The sequence below is a fragment of the Streptomyces enissocaesilis genome (assembly GCF_039533765.1).
Classification (GTDB): Bacteria; Actinomycetota; Actinomycetes; order Streptomycetales; family Streptomycetaceae; genus Streptomyces; species Streptomyces enissocaesilis.
This window is the reverse complement of sequence record NZ_BAAAUD010000039.1, coordinates 169658-184776: the sequence shown is the minus strand read 5'-3', so window position 1 is coordinate 184776 and position 15119 is coordinate 169658. Positions and strand designations below refer to the sequence as shown.

Below are 15119 nucleotides of genomic sequence, written 5' to 3'. Positions count from 1 at the left end.
CCCGCAAAGCGGGCCGCTGATCCGACCAGTCATAAAAAAAGTTCGAGTTATCAGCCAGATCGTGCGACACACCGGCTCAATTGGCGGATGGGCTTGTGCGAACCCCTCTACGGTGTGGGGTGTGAGCAGCAGCGGCCTCATCTACGCAGTCATCGTCGGGGCCTGGGCCGCCTACTTGGTGCCGATGTGGCTCCGCAGGCAGGACGAGCTCAACGAGGCCCGTCCGACCGAACGCTTCAGTACGGCCATCCGGCTGCTGTCCGGACGAGCGGCCATGGAGCGCCGGTACGCCAGGGAGCTGGAGGAACGCGCCGCAGGTGGGGCGGGACCCGACGCGGACCCGGACGCCGTCACGGACCGATTGAGTTCCGTCGACGTCCGGGCCTTCGCCGTGCCCCCGACGCAGACGGCACACCCTGCCGCGCGGGAGGACGCACCGGGGAACGCGCGCGAGGAAGCGCGGGAACACGCACGGGAGGAACGGCGTGCGCGCACCGCGAGTGCCGCCGCCGAACGGGCCCGGCGCTCGAAGGTCCTCGCGCGCCGCCGGCGCACCACCGTGGTCCTCTTCCTCGCCTTCACCCTGGGCGCGATCGTCGCGGCGGTCGGCGGGCTCCAGTTCCTCTGGGCGCCGGCCGTCCCCGCCGTACTGCTGAGCACGTACATCGTGCATCTGCGGTCCACCGAGCGGCGCCGCTTCGCCTTCACCATGGACCGCCGCCGGGCGGAGGCGGCGGCGCAGCGCCTGCGCGAACGCCGCCCGCACCCGGCCCGCCGGCCGGCCTCCGCGGAGCCGGACGAAGAGCCGGTCGTACGCCCGGAGCCCGAGCCGGCGCCAGCCGTGTCCCCGCAGGAGGCGGGCCGGCGCGCACTGGTGGAGCAGACGGACCACGCGGAGTGGGTGGAGGACCAGCAGCGCGAGCGGGAGCGCGGCTCGGCCCGCGGCGAGAGCTGGGACCCGGTCCCGGTCCCGCTGCCGACGTACGTCACCGCTCCCGTCGCCCCGCGCGCCACGGGCGGTGTCGACTTCGGCGACCCGGGCACCTGGAGCTCGGCCCGCTCCAGCACCGCGGAGCCGACGCCCGCGCCCGAACCCCCGGCCGCCGCCGACCCGGCCCCGCGCCGGCGCGCGAACCCGGCGCGCCGTGACCGGGGTCACGGCCGCACGCCGCTCTTCGACCAGTACGAGGACGGAGACCGGCCGCGCGCGGTCAACGAGTGACCTGGGGAGGAGCGGATTTCCGAGCACCCCGATCGAGGTGCTAAAGTTTCACTCGTTGCAAGGGCCTGTGGCGCAGTCTGGTAGCGCACCTCGTTCGCATCGAGGGGGTCTGGGGTTCAAATCCCCACAGGTCCACCGCAACGAAGAGCCCCCACCGGGAAACCGGTGGGGGCTCTTCGCATGTTCCGGGGTGCCGAGGTCCGGGGCTCCGGTGGGCCGGTGTCCGGGCGCGGCGTCTGCGCGGCGCGCAACTCCCGCCGCGCGGTGTTCCGCCGCGGCGGAAGGAACGCCGCCAGGAGCAGGCCGACGAGGGCCGCGCCGGCGGCGATCGCGAACGAGATGCGGAAGCCCTCCGTGCTGGGCACCTCGACCCCGCCGCTCCGCACCGAGGTGGGCGCCGGGGCCGTGCCGATCACGGCGCTCGACACCGATGTGCCGATGGAACGCATCAGGATGTTCAGGCCGTTGGCCGCCCCGGTCTGCGACGGGTCGACGGCGCCGACGGTCGGGGCGGGCAGCGACGAGTGGGCGAGTCCTGTGCCGGCGCCCGGCACCACCGAGACGACGACGGTCTGCCAGGCGGCGCTCATCAGGCCGAGGCCCGCGCCCTAACCGACCGCGATGACCAGCAGGCCGAGCACCAGCGAGGCCCTGGGGCCGTGCCGGGCGGAGAGGCGGGCGTACACCGGGGCGACGAGCATCATCGTCAGGCCGGGCGGCGCCACGCACAGCCCCGCCACCGGCGTCGACCGGCCGAGTCCGCAACCGGTGGGCGTGGGCAGCGGGAGGGGCTGCGGGCGGGGGCGTGAGGGGGCGGGTGCCGGGTGCCGGGTGCGTGCCCGTGGGGACCTTCCTGGGCGCGGCGGCATTCCACCGTGTCCGCCCGGGCGTCACGGCGTCAACAGGGTCACGGCGTCAGGGACTTGGCGAAGCAGCGGCTGTCCGGGTAGTCGCGGAAGTGGCCGAACTTCTCGGTCGGGGCGTAACCGCTGGACGTGTAGAGGGCGATGGCCTCCGGCTGCGCCGTGCCGGTCTCCAGGACCATCCGCGTGCGGCCGGCCGCACGGGCGTCGTCCTCCAGGACGGCGAGGACGCGGCGGGCCAGGCCGAGGCCCCGGCGGTCGGGGATCACGTACATGCGCTTGAGTTCGGCGTCGCCGTCCGCGTAGCCCTCGCCGTTCTCGTCCTGGGCGCGCCAGCCGCCGCTGGCGACGGGGCGGTCCCGGTCGTCGTACACGAGGAGGTAGAGGCCGCGCGGCGGCTCGAACATGGTGGGGTCGAGGGGGGTCGTGTCGCCCTCGCCGTCGTAGCGCTCGATGTACTCCTGCTGCACCTCGGCTTCGAGCTTGACGGCGTCGGGGTGGTCGTACGGGCGCGTCTGTATATTCATGCGGGGTATCGTACTTCTATGCGGGATCGGTGTCGGGGGATTCGCCATCTCTGTATTGTGCCGGGGTGCTCACTGTGACCTCCGTGAATGTAAACGGCCTGCGCGCCGCCGCCAAGAAGGGCTTCGTGCCGTGGCTGGCCGGGACCTCCGCCGATGTGATCTGCCTCCAGGAGGTGCGGGCCGAACCGCAGCAGCTCCCGGACGAGGTGCGCGAGCCCGAGGGGTGGCACGTCGTGCACGCCCCGGCCGCCGCGAAGGGGCGGGCGGGCGTCTCGCTCTACACGCGGCGGGAGCCGGAGCGGGTGCGGGTCGGCTTCGGCAGCACCGAGTTCGACGGAAGCGGGCGGTACGTCGAGGCGGACCTGCCCGGTGTCACGGTGGCCAGTCTGTACCTGCCCTCCGGTGAGGTCGGCACGGAGCGGCAGGGCGAGAAGGTGCGGTTCATGGACGAGTTCCTGCCGTACCTGAAGGGGCTGAAGGAGCGCGCGGCGGCGGACGGGCGCGAGGTGCTGGTGTGCGGCGACTGGAACATCGCCCACCAGGAGGCCGACCTCAAGAACTGGAAGGCGAACCGGAAGTCCTCCGGGTTCCTGCCGGAGGAGCGGGCCTGGCTGTCGCGGGTGTTCGACGAGGCGGCGTACGTCGACGTGGTGCGCGCGCTGCACCCGGACCAGGAGGGTCCGTACACGTGGTGGTCCTACCGCGGCAAGGCTTTCGACAACGACTCGGGATGGCGCATCGACTACGCGGTGGCGACGCCGGGGCTGGCCGGGCGGGCGGTCAAGGCGTACGTCGAGCGGGCGGCGAGCTATGACCTGCGCTGGTCGGACCACGCGCCGGTGACGGCGGTCTTCGAGCGGTGAGCCGCGGACCGGCCGGGCGGGCCGGACTGGCCGGCCCGGTCGGTTCAGAGGTCTTTCTCGGCCCTGATCAGGCGGTCCAGGGCCATCGAGAGTTCCGCCTCGACCACGCTCTTGGCGAGCGGGCGCAGGCGTTCCAGGGACGCGGGGAGGTCGTTCCCCGGCGCGTCGCCCCCCGGCGCGTCGCCGCCCAGGTGGGAGCGGACCATGGCCGTGAAGATCTCCGCCATCGCCGTCGCGTGCTTCCGCACCTCCTTGCCCGCCCGGAGCACGGCGGCCAGCGGTACGCCTTCGCGCACCAGGGCCGCCGACACGTCCAGCAGGCGGCGGCTGATGTGCACGATCTCCTCGCCGTCGACGGCGAGATAGCCGAGGTCGAGCGCCGCGGCCAGGTTCTCCGGGGTGACCTCGCCCGCGAAGTGGTCGGCCAGGTCCTCGGGGGAGAGCCGGACCGGGGTCTCCTCGGTCCAGGTGGCGGGGGCGGCGTCCTCGTCGCGGCCGAAGAGTTCCCCGACGTCGCGGCCGCTCTCGAAGGCGGTGGTGAGGTCCGCGATGCCGTTCAGGGTGTGGCCGCGCGCCAGCAGGGCGGCGATGGTGCGCAGCCGGGCCAGGTGGTGTTCGTCGTACCAGGCGATACGGCCCTCACGGCGCGGCGGCGGCAGCAGCTTGCGCTCGCGGTAGAAGCGCAGGGTGCGCACGGTGATGCCGGCCTCTCCGGCCAGCTCCTCCGTGCGGTACTCACGGGCTCCTGCGGCTCTGTCCACGCGCGAAGCCTATGTCGTACCCCCGGTAACTTTCCCGCGTCCGACCCCTACCCATGAGTACGCGGCTGTTCTACTCTCCGAATCGTGCCAGTGATTGCTGGCAGAGTCGTGAGACCGCGGGAGGCGTCGGCATGGCCGAGCACGAGCACGTACGAGTGGCGGTGATCGGATCCGGATTCGGCGGCCTGGGCGCCGCGGTCCGGCTGCGCCGCGAGGGGATCACCGACTTCGTCGTCCTGGAGCGCGCCGGCGCGGTGGGCGGCACCTGGCGGGACAACAGCTATCCGGGCTGTGCGTGCGACGTGCCCTCCCATCTGTACTCGTTCTCCTTCGCGCCCAACCCGGACTGGCCGCGCACGTTCTCGGGGCAGGAGCACATCAGGGCGTACCTGGAGCACGTCACTGACACCTTCGGGCTGCGGCCGCACATCCGGCTGGACCACGAAGTGAGGATGATGCGCTGGGACGGCGACGAGCTGCGCTGGGAGATCGAGACCGCGCGGGGGACGATCACCGCGGACGTGGTGGTGTCCGCGACCGGGCCGCTGTCGGACCCGAAGATCCCGGACGTGCCGGGACTCGACGGCTTCCCCGGCAAGGTCTTCCACTCGGCGCGGTGGGACCACGGTTACGACCTGCGCGGCAAGCGCGTGGCGATGGTCGGGACGGGCGCCTCCGCGATCCAGATCGTGCCGTCGATCCAGCCCGACGTCGCGAAGCTGACCCTCTTCCAGCGGACGCCGCCGTGGGTGATGCCGCGCATGGACCGGGCGATCAGCGGGCCCGAGCGATGGCTGCACCGGCAGTTGCCGTTCACCGGGAAGGCGCGGCGCGGACTGCTCTTCGGGATAAGGGAGTTGCAGGTCACCGCGTTCACCAAGCACCCCAGGCAGCTCGGCGCTGTCGAGTCGCTCGCCAGGGCCAACATGGCCAAGGCCATCAAGGACCCGGCGCTGCGGGCCAAGCTGACACCGTCGTACCGGATCGGCTGCAAGCGGATCCTGCTGTCGAGTTCGTACTATCCGGCGCTCGCGCAGCGGAACGTGGACGTCGTCGCCTCGGGGCTGAGGGAGGTGCGCGGGTCCACGGCCGTGGCGGTCGACGGGACGGAGGCCGAGGTCGACGCGATCGTCTTCGGTACGGGCTTCCGCGTCACCGACATGCCGATCGCCGAGCGGGTGGTGGGCGCGGACGGCATCACGCTCGCCGAGGCGTGGAAGGACGGGATGGAGTCGCTGCGCGGCGCGACGGCGGCCGGGTTCCCCAACTGGATGACGATCATCGGGCCGAACACCGGGCTCGGGAACAGCTCGATGATCCTGATGATCGAGTCGCAGCTGAACTACCTGGCCGACTACCTGCGGAAGCTGACGGACCTGGGCGGCAGGGCGGCGCTGGACGCGCGGCCCTCGGCCGTGCACGCGTGGAACCGGCGGGTGCAGGACCGGATGAAGCGGACCGTGTGGAACACGGGCGGCTGCGACAGCTGGTACCTGGACGCGAACGGCCGCAACACCACCATCTGGCCGGGGACGCCGAGCGAGTTCCGGCGCGCGACGAGGGAAGTGAATCTGGTGGAGTACGAAGTGATACGGGCGCGGGCATCGGCCGAATCGGGTGCGGGCGCCGGTGCGGGTGCCGGCACCGGGGCCGCGGAGGCGGGCGCGTGAGCCGGCTGATGCGAGCCGTCGGCGAACCGCTCGTCCCCTCGCGCGAACTGACCGCCGTATCCGCCGACGGATCGCGGCTGCACGTCGAGGTGTACGGGCCCGGCGGCGCCCCCGCGCTCGTCCTGGCGCACGGCTGGACCTGCTCGACGCTCTTCTGGTCGGCGCAGATACGTGAACTCGCCGGCGCCGGTGGGTACCGGGTCGTGGTCTACGACCAGCGGGGACACGGGCGTTCCCCCGCCGTCGGACCGGGTGGCTACAGCACGGACGCCCTCGCCGACGACCTCGAAGCGGTGCTCGCCACCGCCCTCGCGCCGGGCGAGCGGGCCGTGCTGGCCGGGCACTCCATGGGCGGCATGACGATGATGGCCGCCGCCGGACGGCCCGGGTTCCGCGAGCACGCGGCCGCCGTCCTGCTGTGCAGCACGGGCGGTTCGCGGCTGGTCGCCGAGTCGCTCGTACTGCCGATGCGGGCCGGCCGGCTGCGGACGCGGATGACGCGCGCGGTGCTGGGGGCGCGTGCGCCGCTGGGGCCCGTCACGGCGCTGTCGAAGGCGCTCCTCAAGTACGCGACGATGGGGCCCGGGACCTCGCCGGAGCGGGTGGCGGAGTGCGCCCGTATCGTGCACGCCTGCCCGCGGGCCGCGCGCGTGGCCTGGTCGCAGGTGCTCGGCGAGCTCGATATTGTGCCGCGAATACGGGAGTTGGGCGTGCCCACCGCTGTCATCGCGGGGACCGCCGACCGGCTGACGCCGCTCGTGCACGCTCGCGAGATCGTGGCCGCGCTGCCGCATTCGCTGGGGCTCACCGAGCTGACCGGCGTCGGACACATGACGCCGCTGGAGGCGCCGGAGGCCGTCACGGCGAAACTCCGCGAACTGGTGACCACGTACGTCACCCCCACCGCCCGTGACGAGGAGAAGGAGCAGACCGTATGAGCGGCAGGCGGAACCTGGAAGGGCAGGTCGCGGTCGTCACGGGCGCGGCGCGGGGCGTCGGCGAACTGCTGGCCCGCAAGCTGTCGGCGCGCGGCGCGAAGGTGGCGCTGGTCGGCCTGGAGCCGGACGGGCTGAAGCAGGTGGCGGGGCGGCTGCACTCCGACGCCGACTGGTGGTACGCCGACGTCACCGACCACGAGGCGATGGCGCGGGTCGCACGGGAGGTGAAGGAGCGGTTCGGGAAGGTCGACATCGTCGTGGCCAACGCGGGGGTCGCTTCCGGAGGGCCGTTCGTGGACTCGGATCCGGTCGCCTGGCGGCGGGTCGTCGAGGTCAACCTGATCGGCGGGGCGGTGACGGGACGGGCGTTCCTGCCGGCGCTCCTGGAGAGCCGGGGGTACTTCCTCCAGATCGCGTCGCTGGCCGCGATCACGCCGGCGCCGATGATGACGGCGTACTGCGCGTCGAAGTCGGGGGTCGAGGCGTTCGCGCACTCGCTGCGCGCGGAGGTCGGCCACCGGGGGGTGCGGGTCGGGGTCGGGTACCTGTCGTGGACCGACACGGACATGGTGCGGGGCGCGGACGAGGACGACGTGATGCGGGAGCTGCGGCAGCGGCTGCCGTGGCCCTCGAACCGGACGTATCCGCTCGGCCCGGCGGTCGACCGGATCGTCGCGGGGATCGAGCGGCGCTCCCCGCACGTGTACGCGCAGTGGTGGCTGCGGGGGATGCAGTCCGTGCGCGGATACCTGCCGACGCTCATCGGGGTGGTGGGGCAGCGGGAGATGAAGCGGTTCGGGCCTCGGCTGGCAGGGGTGGGCAAGGGGCTCGTGGGGGCGGGGGGCGAGGCGGACGAGAAGGCGCGTGCGGAGGGTGTGCGGCGCGCGGAGCGTACGCCGAATACACAGCGTTGATGATCGAAATGCGCTGAATGTCCGGTCGTGTCAGTCTGGTCGAGGCCCAAGGGGGCCGACATGCCCCACTTCCCCTCACACCCCTCTAGGAGTGAACTTCATGGGCATCGCAGACCAGTTCAAGGACAAGGCGCAAGAGCTCGCCGAGCAGGCCAAGCAGGCCAAGCAGGGCTCGCGCGGCACGGAGGGCGAGGCGTCGGAGCACGTCCGGCGGGCCCGGGAGGGCCGGAGCCAGGTCATGGGCCGGGACCTGGACATGGACCGGGACGTGGCCAGGGACCGGGACCTGGACCGTGACCGGGACATGGACCGGGAGATGCTCGACGAGCGGGACGAGGGCCAGGAGCGGCTCCGGTCGTGACGCGGCGCGGCGGCTGACGCGGCGCGTCTTGTCGCGCCGTCGCTCCGCCCCCGCCGCATGACCACAGGAAGGGCGCACCCGGCCACCACCGGGTGCGCCCTTTCGCGTGGCCGTCACGGCGCCGCGCGCGGCGGGACCGTCACGGCGTCGCGCGCGGCGGGAGGGGAGGGCGGGTCCTGTCGGGGACGTTCGCGTACGTCGGAGGGGCCGACGCCGGCCGCGCCGCCAGCAGGTCCAGCGCCACCCGGACCGCGTCGTCCAGTTGGGCGTACCGGCCCTCCGCCCAGTCGAGGGGGGTGCGCAGGGCTTCGATGTCCGGCTCCACGCCGTGGTTCTCCACCGACCACCCGTACGCGTCGAACCACGCCGCGTTCATCGGCACCGTGATCACCGTGCCGTCCCCCAGCGTGTGGCGGCCGGTCATGCCCACCACCCCGCCCCAGGTGCGCTGGCCCACCACCGGGCCCAGGCCCAGCAGTTTGAACGCCGCCGTGATCATGTCGCCGTCCGAGGACGTCGCCTCGTCGGCCAGGGCGACCACCGGGCCCCGGGGCGCGTCGGAGGCGTACGAGACCGGTTGCGCGTCGCGCGTCAGGTCCCAGCCGACGATGGTGCGGGTGAGCTTCTCCACCACCAGTTCGCTGATGTTCCCGCCCGCGTTGCCCCGTACGTCGACGATCAGGGCGGGGAGTGAGACCTCCCTGCGCAGGTCGCGGTTGAACTGGGCCCAGCCGGAGCCGCCCATGTCGGGGATGTGCAGGTAGCCGCACTTCCCGCCGCTCAACTTCCTGACCACTTCCCGGCGTTTGGCCACCCAGTCCTGGTAGCGGAGGGGGCGCTCGTCGACCAGGGGGACGATCGCGACCCTGCGGGCCGGGCCCTCCCCCTCCGCCGGCTGGAACGTCAGCTCGACCGTCGTCCCCCCGGCCGCCGCGAGAAGGGGGTACGGGCCCGCCACCGGATCCACCGGCCGGCCGTCCACATGGGTGAGGACCGCACCCTCCCGGATGCCCGTACCGGCCAGCGGCGAGCGCGCCTTGGAGTCGGACGACTCACCGGGGAGGATCCGCCGGACCAGCCACCTGCCGTCCCGGCACACGAAGTCGGCGCCGAGCAGCCCCACCGCGCGCTGGTAGTGGGGCGGCCCCTCGTTGCGGCGCGCGGCGGCGACGTACGCGTGCGAGGTGCCCAGTTCGCCCAGGACCTCGCGGAGCAGGTCCGCGAACTCGTCCGGGGTGGCGACCCGCTCCAGCAGGGGGCGGTACTGGTCGAGGACCGCGTCCCAGTCGATGCCGCACATGCCCGGTTCCCAGAAGTACGCCCGGACGATGCGGCCCGCCTCCGCGTACGCCTGCCGCCACTGCGCCCCCGGGTCGACCTGGTGCATGATGCGGCGCATGTCCAGGTAGACCGTCGAGTCGCTGTCGCCGGACTCGGTGGCGGGGACCGCGCGCAGCTCGCCCTCGTCCATGACCACCAGACGCGATCCGTCGCCGCTCACCGCGAACCAGTCCAGGTCGTTCACGAGTTCGGACTTGCGCGCCTTGGCGAGGTTGAAGTGTTCGAGGGTGGGGCGGCCCGACACGTCGGCCGGGTTGGCGAACGTCTCGCCGAGCGCTCCCGAGATCGGCCAGCGCAGCCACACCAGGCCGCCGCCGGAGACCGCGTGCAGCCCCGAGTACTTGGACGCGGACACGGGGAAGGGCGTCACCCGGTTCGGCAGGCCCTCGACCTCCACCAGGACCGTCGTGCCGTCGGCGTTCTCGCCCTCCCCGGCGTCCGCCAGGTCCAGCCCGCCGGCCGCCGGACGGCCTTCCGCGGACATCGCGAAGGGGGACGGCGTCGCGGAGGAGAGCGGGACCAGGTAGGGGCGGCAGCCCAGGGGGAAGGAGAGGTCCCCGGTGTGGACGTCGTACACCGGGTCGAAGCCGCGCCAGGAGAGGAAGGCGAGGTAGCGGCCGTCGCTCGTGAAGACCGGGTTCTCGTCCTCGAAGCGGCCGTCGGTGACGTCGACGACCTGCCGGGTCTCGATCCTGGCGATCCTGATCTGGCGCAGGGAGCGGCCGATGCCGGGGTGCGACCAGGTCAGCCAGGCCCCGTCGGGGGAGAAGGCGAGGTCGCGGACCGGGCCGTTGAGGGACCGGACCAGTTCGGTGACCTCGCCGTCCGCGGTCTCCGCGGTCTCAGGGCTCTCCGCGGTCTCCATGGTGTCGACCAGGAGGAGCCGGCCGTCGTGCGAGGCGATCGCGATGCGCTCGCCCTCCGGGTCCGACACCAGTTCGTGTACGCGCCCGAGCCGGCCGGACGCGAGGCGGCGCGGCGCGCGGTCGCCGCTGGCGCGCGGCAGGTACGCGATCTCGACGGCGTCCTCGCCCTCGGCGTCCGTGACGTACGCGACCTTGCCGCCGCCACCGAGCATCTCGGGCAGGCGGGCCCGTACGCCCGGGGTGTCCGTGATGGTGCGCGCCGGGCCGTCGCGGTGGGTGAGCCAGTACAGGCTGCCGCGGACGACGACGGCGCTGGCGCGGCCGGTCGTGTCGACGGACAGGCCGTCGATGTTGCTGGCGGCCGGGACGTGGTGGGGGCGTCGGCCGGCGCGGGGGCCGCCGAGACGGACGTCCAGGCGGCGCGGTGTCGCGCCGGGGGACAGGTCGTCCACCAGCCACAGGTCGCCCGCGCACTGGTAGACGACGCGGGCGCCGTCGCTGGAGGCGTTGCGTGCGTAGAACGCGTCGTGGTCGGTGTGGCGGCGCAGGTCGGTGCCGTCGTACGCGCAGGAGTAGAGGTTGCCCACGCCCTCGTGGTCGGAGAGGAACGCGACGCGTCCGTCCACGAACATGGGGCAGTTGAGGTGGCCGCCGATGTCGGGGAGCAGCCGCTCGCCGTGCAGCCACAGGCGGCCGGTCGCGCCGCCCCGGTAGCGCTTCCAGGCGGCGGGTTCGTGCGGGGGCTTGCCGGTGAGCAGGAGCGTGCGGCGCTCGCCGTTGATGTCCGCGACCGCGATGTCGGAGACCGGGCCCCAGGGCAGCTGGGCGCCGGGGCTGCCGTCGGTGGGGAGGGTGTAGGCCCAGGAGAAGTGCGAGAAGGGCTGGCCGTGGGAGGCGACGGCCAGGATGTGCGGGGGGCCGTCGGGTGTCCCGGGTGCCCAGCCGCAGACGCGGGTGTCGGGCGAGCCCCAGTAACTGAGCCTGCGGGCGGGCCGGCCGCCGTCCACGGGCAGGAGGTGGACCTCCGGGTCGAGGCTGCGCCAGGTCGTGAACGCGATGTGGCGGCCGTCGGGGGAGAAGCGGGGGTGGGAGACCTTGGTCCGGTCGACGGTGAGGCGCCAGGCCCGGTCCGGCTGCTTTCCGGCGGGTGTGACCGGGGCCAGCCAGAGGTCGTCCTCCGCCGCGAAGCAGAGGAGGTCGCTGTGCAGGTGCGGGAAGCGCAGGTACGGGTGGGCGCCGTCGGCGGGGGCGCCGTCGCTCCGGGGCGGTCGGGTCGCGGGGGCTTCGGGGCCGGTGCCGCGCCGGGGCGTCTCCTCGGTCGCCGGACGTCCGGGTACGGATTTTTCTTCCGACGCGTCGCGTTCGGCGCCCCGCGGGGAGCGCCCCGGTACGTCCCCTTCCGCCGCCGCGTCGGGCGAGGCGGCGGCCGGCGCTTCCCGCGCGGGAGCGGCCGGAGAGATGCCCGTGGTGCCCAGGGGCTCGGGGGGTGTGGTCTCTTGCGGGCCGACGGACCCGGGTTCGTCGCTCACCCCCCAATGCTTTCCGCCCGGAGGGGGCGCGGCAACTTGTGGCGCAGAACACCATCGAAACGGTTTCGTTTCGATGAGATGCGGGCGTAGGTTGTGGTGTACGAAACCGTTTCGTTCAGGAGAGGGGTGGAGGATGGCGGGCACACGGCTCACGGCCGAGCGTGAAGGTGAGTTGTACGCGGCCGTGCTCGACCTGCTCCGCGAAGTCGGCTACGACGCCCTGACCATGGATGCCGTCGCCTCCCGCACCCGGTCCAGCAAGGCCACCCTCTACCGCCAGTGGGGGAGCAAGCCGGAACTGGTCGCCAGAGCGCTGCGCCACAGCAAGCCGGTCAGTACCGCCGACGTCGACACCGGCACGCTGCGCGGGGACTTCCACGCCCTGGTGGAGCGCTCCGACGACTGCCAGCTGGAGAGGGACTCCGCGCTGATGCGGGGTCTCGCCCAGGCCGTGCACCAGAATCCCGATCTCCACCAGGCGCTTCGGGAGCTCCTCGTCGCCCCCGAGCTCACCGGGCTCGACGGCCTGCTGCGGCGGGCCGTGGACCGGGGCGAGATCCCCGCCGGGACGCCCGCCCTGCGGTACGTCCCGCACATGATCCTGGGCGCCTTCGTCGCCCGGGAGCTCATCGAGGACCGGTCGCCCGACCGGGCCTTCCTCGCCGACTACGTCGATGCCGTGGTGCTGCCCGCGCTGGGTGTCGCCTGACGGCCGCAGTACCTCGGCGGCGCCGTGGGGTCCCCACCCGGCGCCCGTCCCCGTAGAGACGCTCCACCTGACGCGCACCGCTCTTGTCGTCGGGCTGGTTCCCCCTGCCCTGCTCGTCCCAACGACCTGACCGGGAGTACGCCCTCGTGGCCACTTTCCTTTACAAACTGGGCCGGTTCGCCTTCCGCCGCCGCCCCTTCGTCGCCCTCGCGTGGACAGCCCTGCTGGTGCTCGCCGGTGTCGGCGCCGCCACCGCTTCCACCGCCACCTCCAGTTCCTTCTCCATACCGGGGACCGAGGCCCAGAAGGCCTTCGACCTGCTCGACCGGCGCTTCCCCGGCGCCGCCGCGGACGGTGCCACCGCCCGCGTGGTGTTCAAGGCTCCCGAAGGGGAGCGGATGACCGACGCCGGCCACCGGAGCGAGGTGGAGAAGGTCGTCGAGGGGCTCAGGTCCGGTGCCGGTGCCGAGCAGATCGCCTCGGTCGTCGACCCGTACGCCGGCAAGGCCGTGAGCCGTGACGGTACGACGGCGTACACCCAGGTCTCGTACAAGGTCAGCGGGATGGAGCTGACCGAGGAGGCCAGGGAGGCGCTCGTCGAGGCCGGGGACGAGGCCCGGGATTCCGGGCTGACCGTCGAGATCGGCGGTGACGCGCTCCAGGCCGTGCCCGAGACCGGGTCGGGCGAGGTCATCGGCGTCGCGGTCGCCGCGATCGTGCTGGTGGTGACCTTCGGGTCGCTGGTGGCCGCCGGCCTGCCGCTGCTCACCGCGCTCATCGGCGTGGGCATCGGGGTCTCCACCATCACCGCGCTCGCGAACGTCCTCGACCTCGGCTCCACGACGTCGACGCTCGCGATGATGATCGGGCTCGCGGTCGGCATCGACTACGCGCTGTTCATCGTCTCCCGCTACCGGGCCGAGCTGGCCGAGGGACGTGAGCCGGAGGACGCGGCCGGGCGGGCCGTCGGAACCGCCGGGTCCGCCGTCGTGTTCGCCGGGCTGACCGTCGTGATCGCGCTCGTGGGGCTCGCCGTCGTCAACATCCCGATGCTGACGAAGATGGGCTTCGCCGCGGCCGGCACGGTCGTGATCGCCGTCCTCGTCGCGCTCACGCTGGTTCCCGCCCTGCTCGGGTTCGCGGGCAGGAAGGTCTTCGGGCGCAAGGCGCGGAAGCGACAGGAAGAGGGACAGGGGCAGGGACAGGCCGCCGAGGCGGACAAGCCCAACATGGGTACGCGCTGGGCCCGTTTCGTACTGCGCCGGCCGATCGCCGTCCTGATCACCGCCGTGGTCGGGCTCGGTGTGGTCGCCGTACCCGCCGCCTCGCTGGAGATGGGGCTGCCCGACGACGGGTCGCAGCCGGTCAGCACCACGCAGCGCAAGGCGTACGACCTCCTCTCGGACGGGTTCGGGCCCGGCTCCAACGGGCCGCTGATGGTCGTGGTCGACGTCGAGGGAGCCGAGCGGCCTCAGGACGCGGTCGGCCGGGTCACCGACACCGTGAAGGGCATGGACGGCGTCGCCGCCACCGTGCCCGGGCCGCTGAACAAGGCCGGCGACACGGCGGTCGTCACCGTGGTTCCGAAGGACCGGCCCAGCTCCGAGGAGACCGAGGAGCTGGTGCACGCGATCCGTGACGCGGGTCCGGGCATCGCGTCCGACACCGGTGCCGAGGTCCTGGTGACCGGCGCCACGGCCATGAACATCGACTTCTCGCAGAAGATGAACGACGCGCTGCTGCCGTACCTCGCGCTCGTCGTCGGCCTCGCGTTCCTGCTGCTGATGCTGGTGTTCCGCTCGGTCCTCGTCCCGCTCAAGGCGGCGCTCGGGTTCCTGCTGTCCGTGGTGGCGGCGCTCGGCGCGGTCGTCGCGGTCTTCCAGTGGGGCTGGCTGGCGGATGTGATCGGTGTGGAGCAGACCGGCCCCGTGATGTCGATGATGCCGATCTTCATGGTGGGTGTCGTCTTCGGTCTCGCCATGGACTACGAGGTCTTCCTCGTCACGCGCATGCGTGAGGCGTACGTCCACGGGGAGCGGCCGGGACAGGCGGTCGTCACCGGCTTCCGGCACGGCGCGCGGGTCGTCACCGCCGCCGCCGTGATCATGATGGCCGTCTTCGCCGGGTTCATCGGGTCGAGCGAGTCGATGGTCAAGATGATCGGCTTCGGGCTGGCGATCGCCGTCTTCTTCGACGCCTTCGTCGTACGGATGGCCATCGTGCCCGCCGTGCTGGCGCTGCTCGGCGAGAAGGCGTGGTGGCTGCCGCGCTGGCTCGACAGGGCGCTGCCGAACGTGGACGTCGAGGGCGAGCAGCTGCGCAAGCAGCTGGGCGACGACGCCTCCGAGGGCGAGCGCGAGCTGGTGCGCGCCTAGGCGCCGGGCACGGGGAAGCTCCGGGGCCGCCTCCTGAGCGCGGCGGCGGCCCCGGTCGCGCACCGGCTCGTGGCGACGGGATCCGGTGCGAGGGTGAGGTTCCCCCGGTCTCCCCGGCCCCCGGTCCTCCCGGTCTCCCCGGCCCCCCGGGTCCTCCCGGCCCCCTTGGTCCCCCCCCGG

Annotated in this window: 11 protein-coding genes, 1 tRNA gene and 1 pseudogene; 9 read left to right on the top strand and 4 right to left on the bottom strand. The window is 72.9% G+C overall.

Translation table 11 applies throughout. The features are described 5' to 3' along the window. Positions 1-121 precede the first annotated feature (121 nt). Positions 122-1222 carry a divisome protein SepX/GlpR gene (gene sepX / locus ABD374_RS19235; RefSeq protein ID WP_344496789.1) on the top strand — a complete coding sequence of 367 codons (1101 nt, stop codon included), beginning with the start codon at positions 122-124 and terminating at the stop codon, positions 1220-1222. A 61-nt stretch (positions 1223-1283) separates the two neighbouring features. Next, positions 1284-1357, top strand: a tRNA-Ala gene (locus ABD374_RS19230). On the opposite strand, the pseudogene ABD374_RS19225 reads toward ABD374_RS19230, so the two are convergent. Both ABD374_RS19225 and ABD374_RS19220 read right to left on the bottom strand, forming a co-directional pair. Next, positions 1339-2019: pseudogene (locus ABD374_RS19225) on the bottom strand (MFS transporter); the annotation flags it as partial. The gene ABD374_RS19230 and the pseudogene ABD374_RS19225 sit on opposite strands and share 19 nt — an antisense overlap. A 110-nt stretch (positions 2020-2129) precedes the next feature. Beyond that, a complete protein-coding gene (locus tag ABD374_RS19220; RefSeq protein ID WP_344496788.1) occupies positions 2130-2612 on the bottom strand; it encodes a GNAT family N-acetyltransferase in 483 nt (160 codons plus the stop codon). Between the two features lie 65 nt (positions 2613-2677). Here ABD374_RS19220 and ABD374_RS19215 point away from each other — a divergent pair, with 65 nt between their 5' ends. Then, a complete protein-coding gene (locus tag ABD374_RS19215) occupies positions 2678-3475 on the top strand; it encodes an exodeoxyribonuclease III (RefSeq protein ID WP_344496787.1) in 798 nt (265 codons plus the stop codon). A 44-nt stretch (positions 3476-3519) separates the two neighbouring features. Here the strand turns inward: ABD374_RS19215 and ABD374_RS19210 are convergent, their stop codons facing one another. Continuing rightward, positions 3520-4236, bottom strand: a complete 717-nt coding sequence (locus ABD374_RS19210; protein ID WP_344496786.1) for a MerR family transcriptional regulator — start codon at positions 4234-4236, stop codon at positions 3520-3522. A 131-nt stretch (positions 4237-4367) separates the two neighbouring features. Between ABD374_RS19210 and ABD374_RS19205 the strand changes: the two genes are divergently transcribed. The 4 genes from ABD374_RS19205 (at position 4368) to ABD374_RS19190 (ending at position 8119) form a co-directional block, all read left to right on the top strand. Then, positions 4368-5906, top strand: a complete 1539-nt coding sequence (locus ABD374_RS19205; protein WP_344496785.1) for a flavin-containing monooxygenase — start codon at positions 4368-4370, stop codon at positions 5904-5906. Continuing rightward, a complete protein-coding gene (locus ABD374_RS19200; RefSeq protein WP_344496784.1) occupies positions 5903-6844 on the top strand; it encodes an alpha/beta fold hydrolase in 942 nt (313 codons plus the stop codon). Before ABD374_RS19205 ends, ABD374_RS19200 begins: the two co-directional genes overlap by 4 nt. Further along, positions 6841-7758, top strand: coding sequence for an SDR family oxidoreductase (locus ABD374_RS19195; protein WP_344496783.1), 918 nt, complete (start codon positions 6841-6843; stop codon positions 7756-7758). Before ABD374_RS19200 ends, ABD374_RS19195 begins: the two co-directional genes overlap by 4 nt. Before the next feature lie 100 nt (positions 7759-7858). Next, positions 7859-8119: a hypothetical protein gene (locus tag ABD374_RS19190; protein ID WP_344496782.1), complete on the top strand. Its 261-nt coding sequence runs from the start codon at positions 7859-7861 to the stop codon at positions 8117-8119. 139 nt (positions 8120-8258) lie between these two features. Here ABD374_RS19190 and ABD374_RS19185 read toward each other — a convergent pair whose 3' ends face one another. Next, positions 8259-11549: a S41 family peptidase gene (locus tag ABD374_RS19185; protein ID WP_344496934.1), complete on the bottom strand. Its 3291-nt coding sequence runs from the start codon at positions 11547-11549 to the stop codon at positions 8259-8261. A 439-nt stretch (positions 11550-11988) separates the two neighbouring features. Here ABD374_RS19185 and ABD374_RS19180 point away from each other — a divergent pair, with 439 nt between their 5' ends. Next, the gene (locus ABD374_RS19180) at positions 11989-12564 is read left to right on the top strand and encodes a TetR/AcrR family transcriptional regulator (RefSeq protein WP_344496781.1); all 576 of its coding nucleotides are present in this window, start codon (positions 11989-11991) and stop codon (positions 12562-12564) included. Positions 12565-12710: 146 nt separating this feature from the next. Further along, positions 12711-14939, top strand: coding sequence for an MMPL family transporter (locus tag ABD374_RS19175; RefSeq protein ID WP_344496780.1), 2229 nt, complete (start codon positions 12711-12713; stop codon positions 14937-14939). Positions 14940-15119: the final 180 nt, after the last annotated feature.

Excerpts from the sequence above, each read along its gene's own strand:
- ABD374_RS19220 (WP_344496788.1), bottom strand. The coding sequence starts at position 2,612 with ATGAATATACAGACGCGCCCGTACGACCACCCCGACGCCGTCAAGCTC.
- ABD374_RS19205 (WP_344496785.1), top strand. The coding sequence starts at position 4,368 with ATGGCCGAGCACGAGCACGTACGAGTGGCGGTGATCGGATCCGGATTC.
- ABD374_RS19195 (WP_344496783.1), top strand. The coding sequence starts at position 6,841 with ATGAGCGGCAGGCGGAACCTGGAAGGGCAGGTCGCGGTCGTCACGGGC.
- ABD374_RS19190 (WP_344496782.1), top strand. The coding sequence starts at position 7,859 with ATGGGCATCGCAGACCAGTTCAAGGACAAGGCGCAAGAGCTCGCCGAG.
- ABD374_RS19180 (WP_344496781.1), top strand. The coding sequence starts at position 11,989 with ATGGCGGGCACACGGCTCACGGCCGAGCGTGAAGGTGAGTTGTACGCG.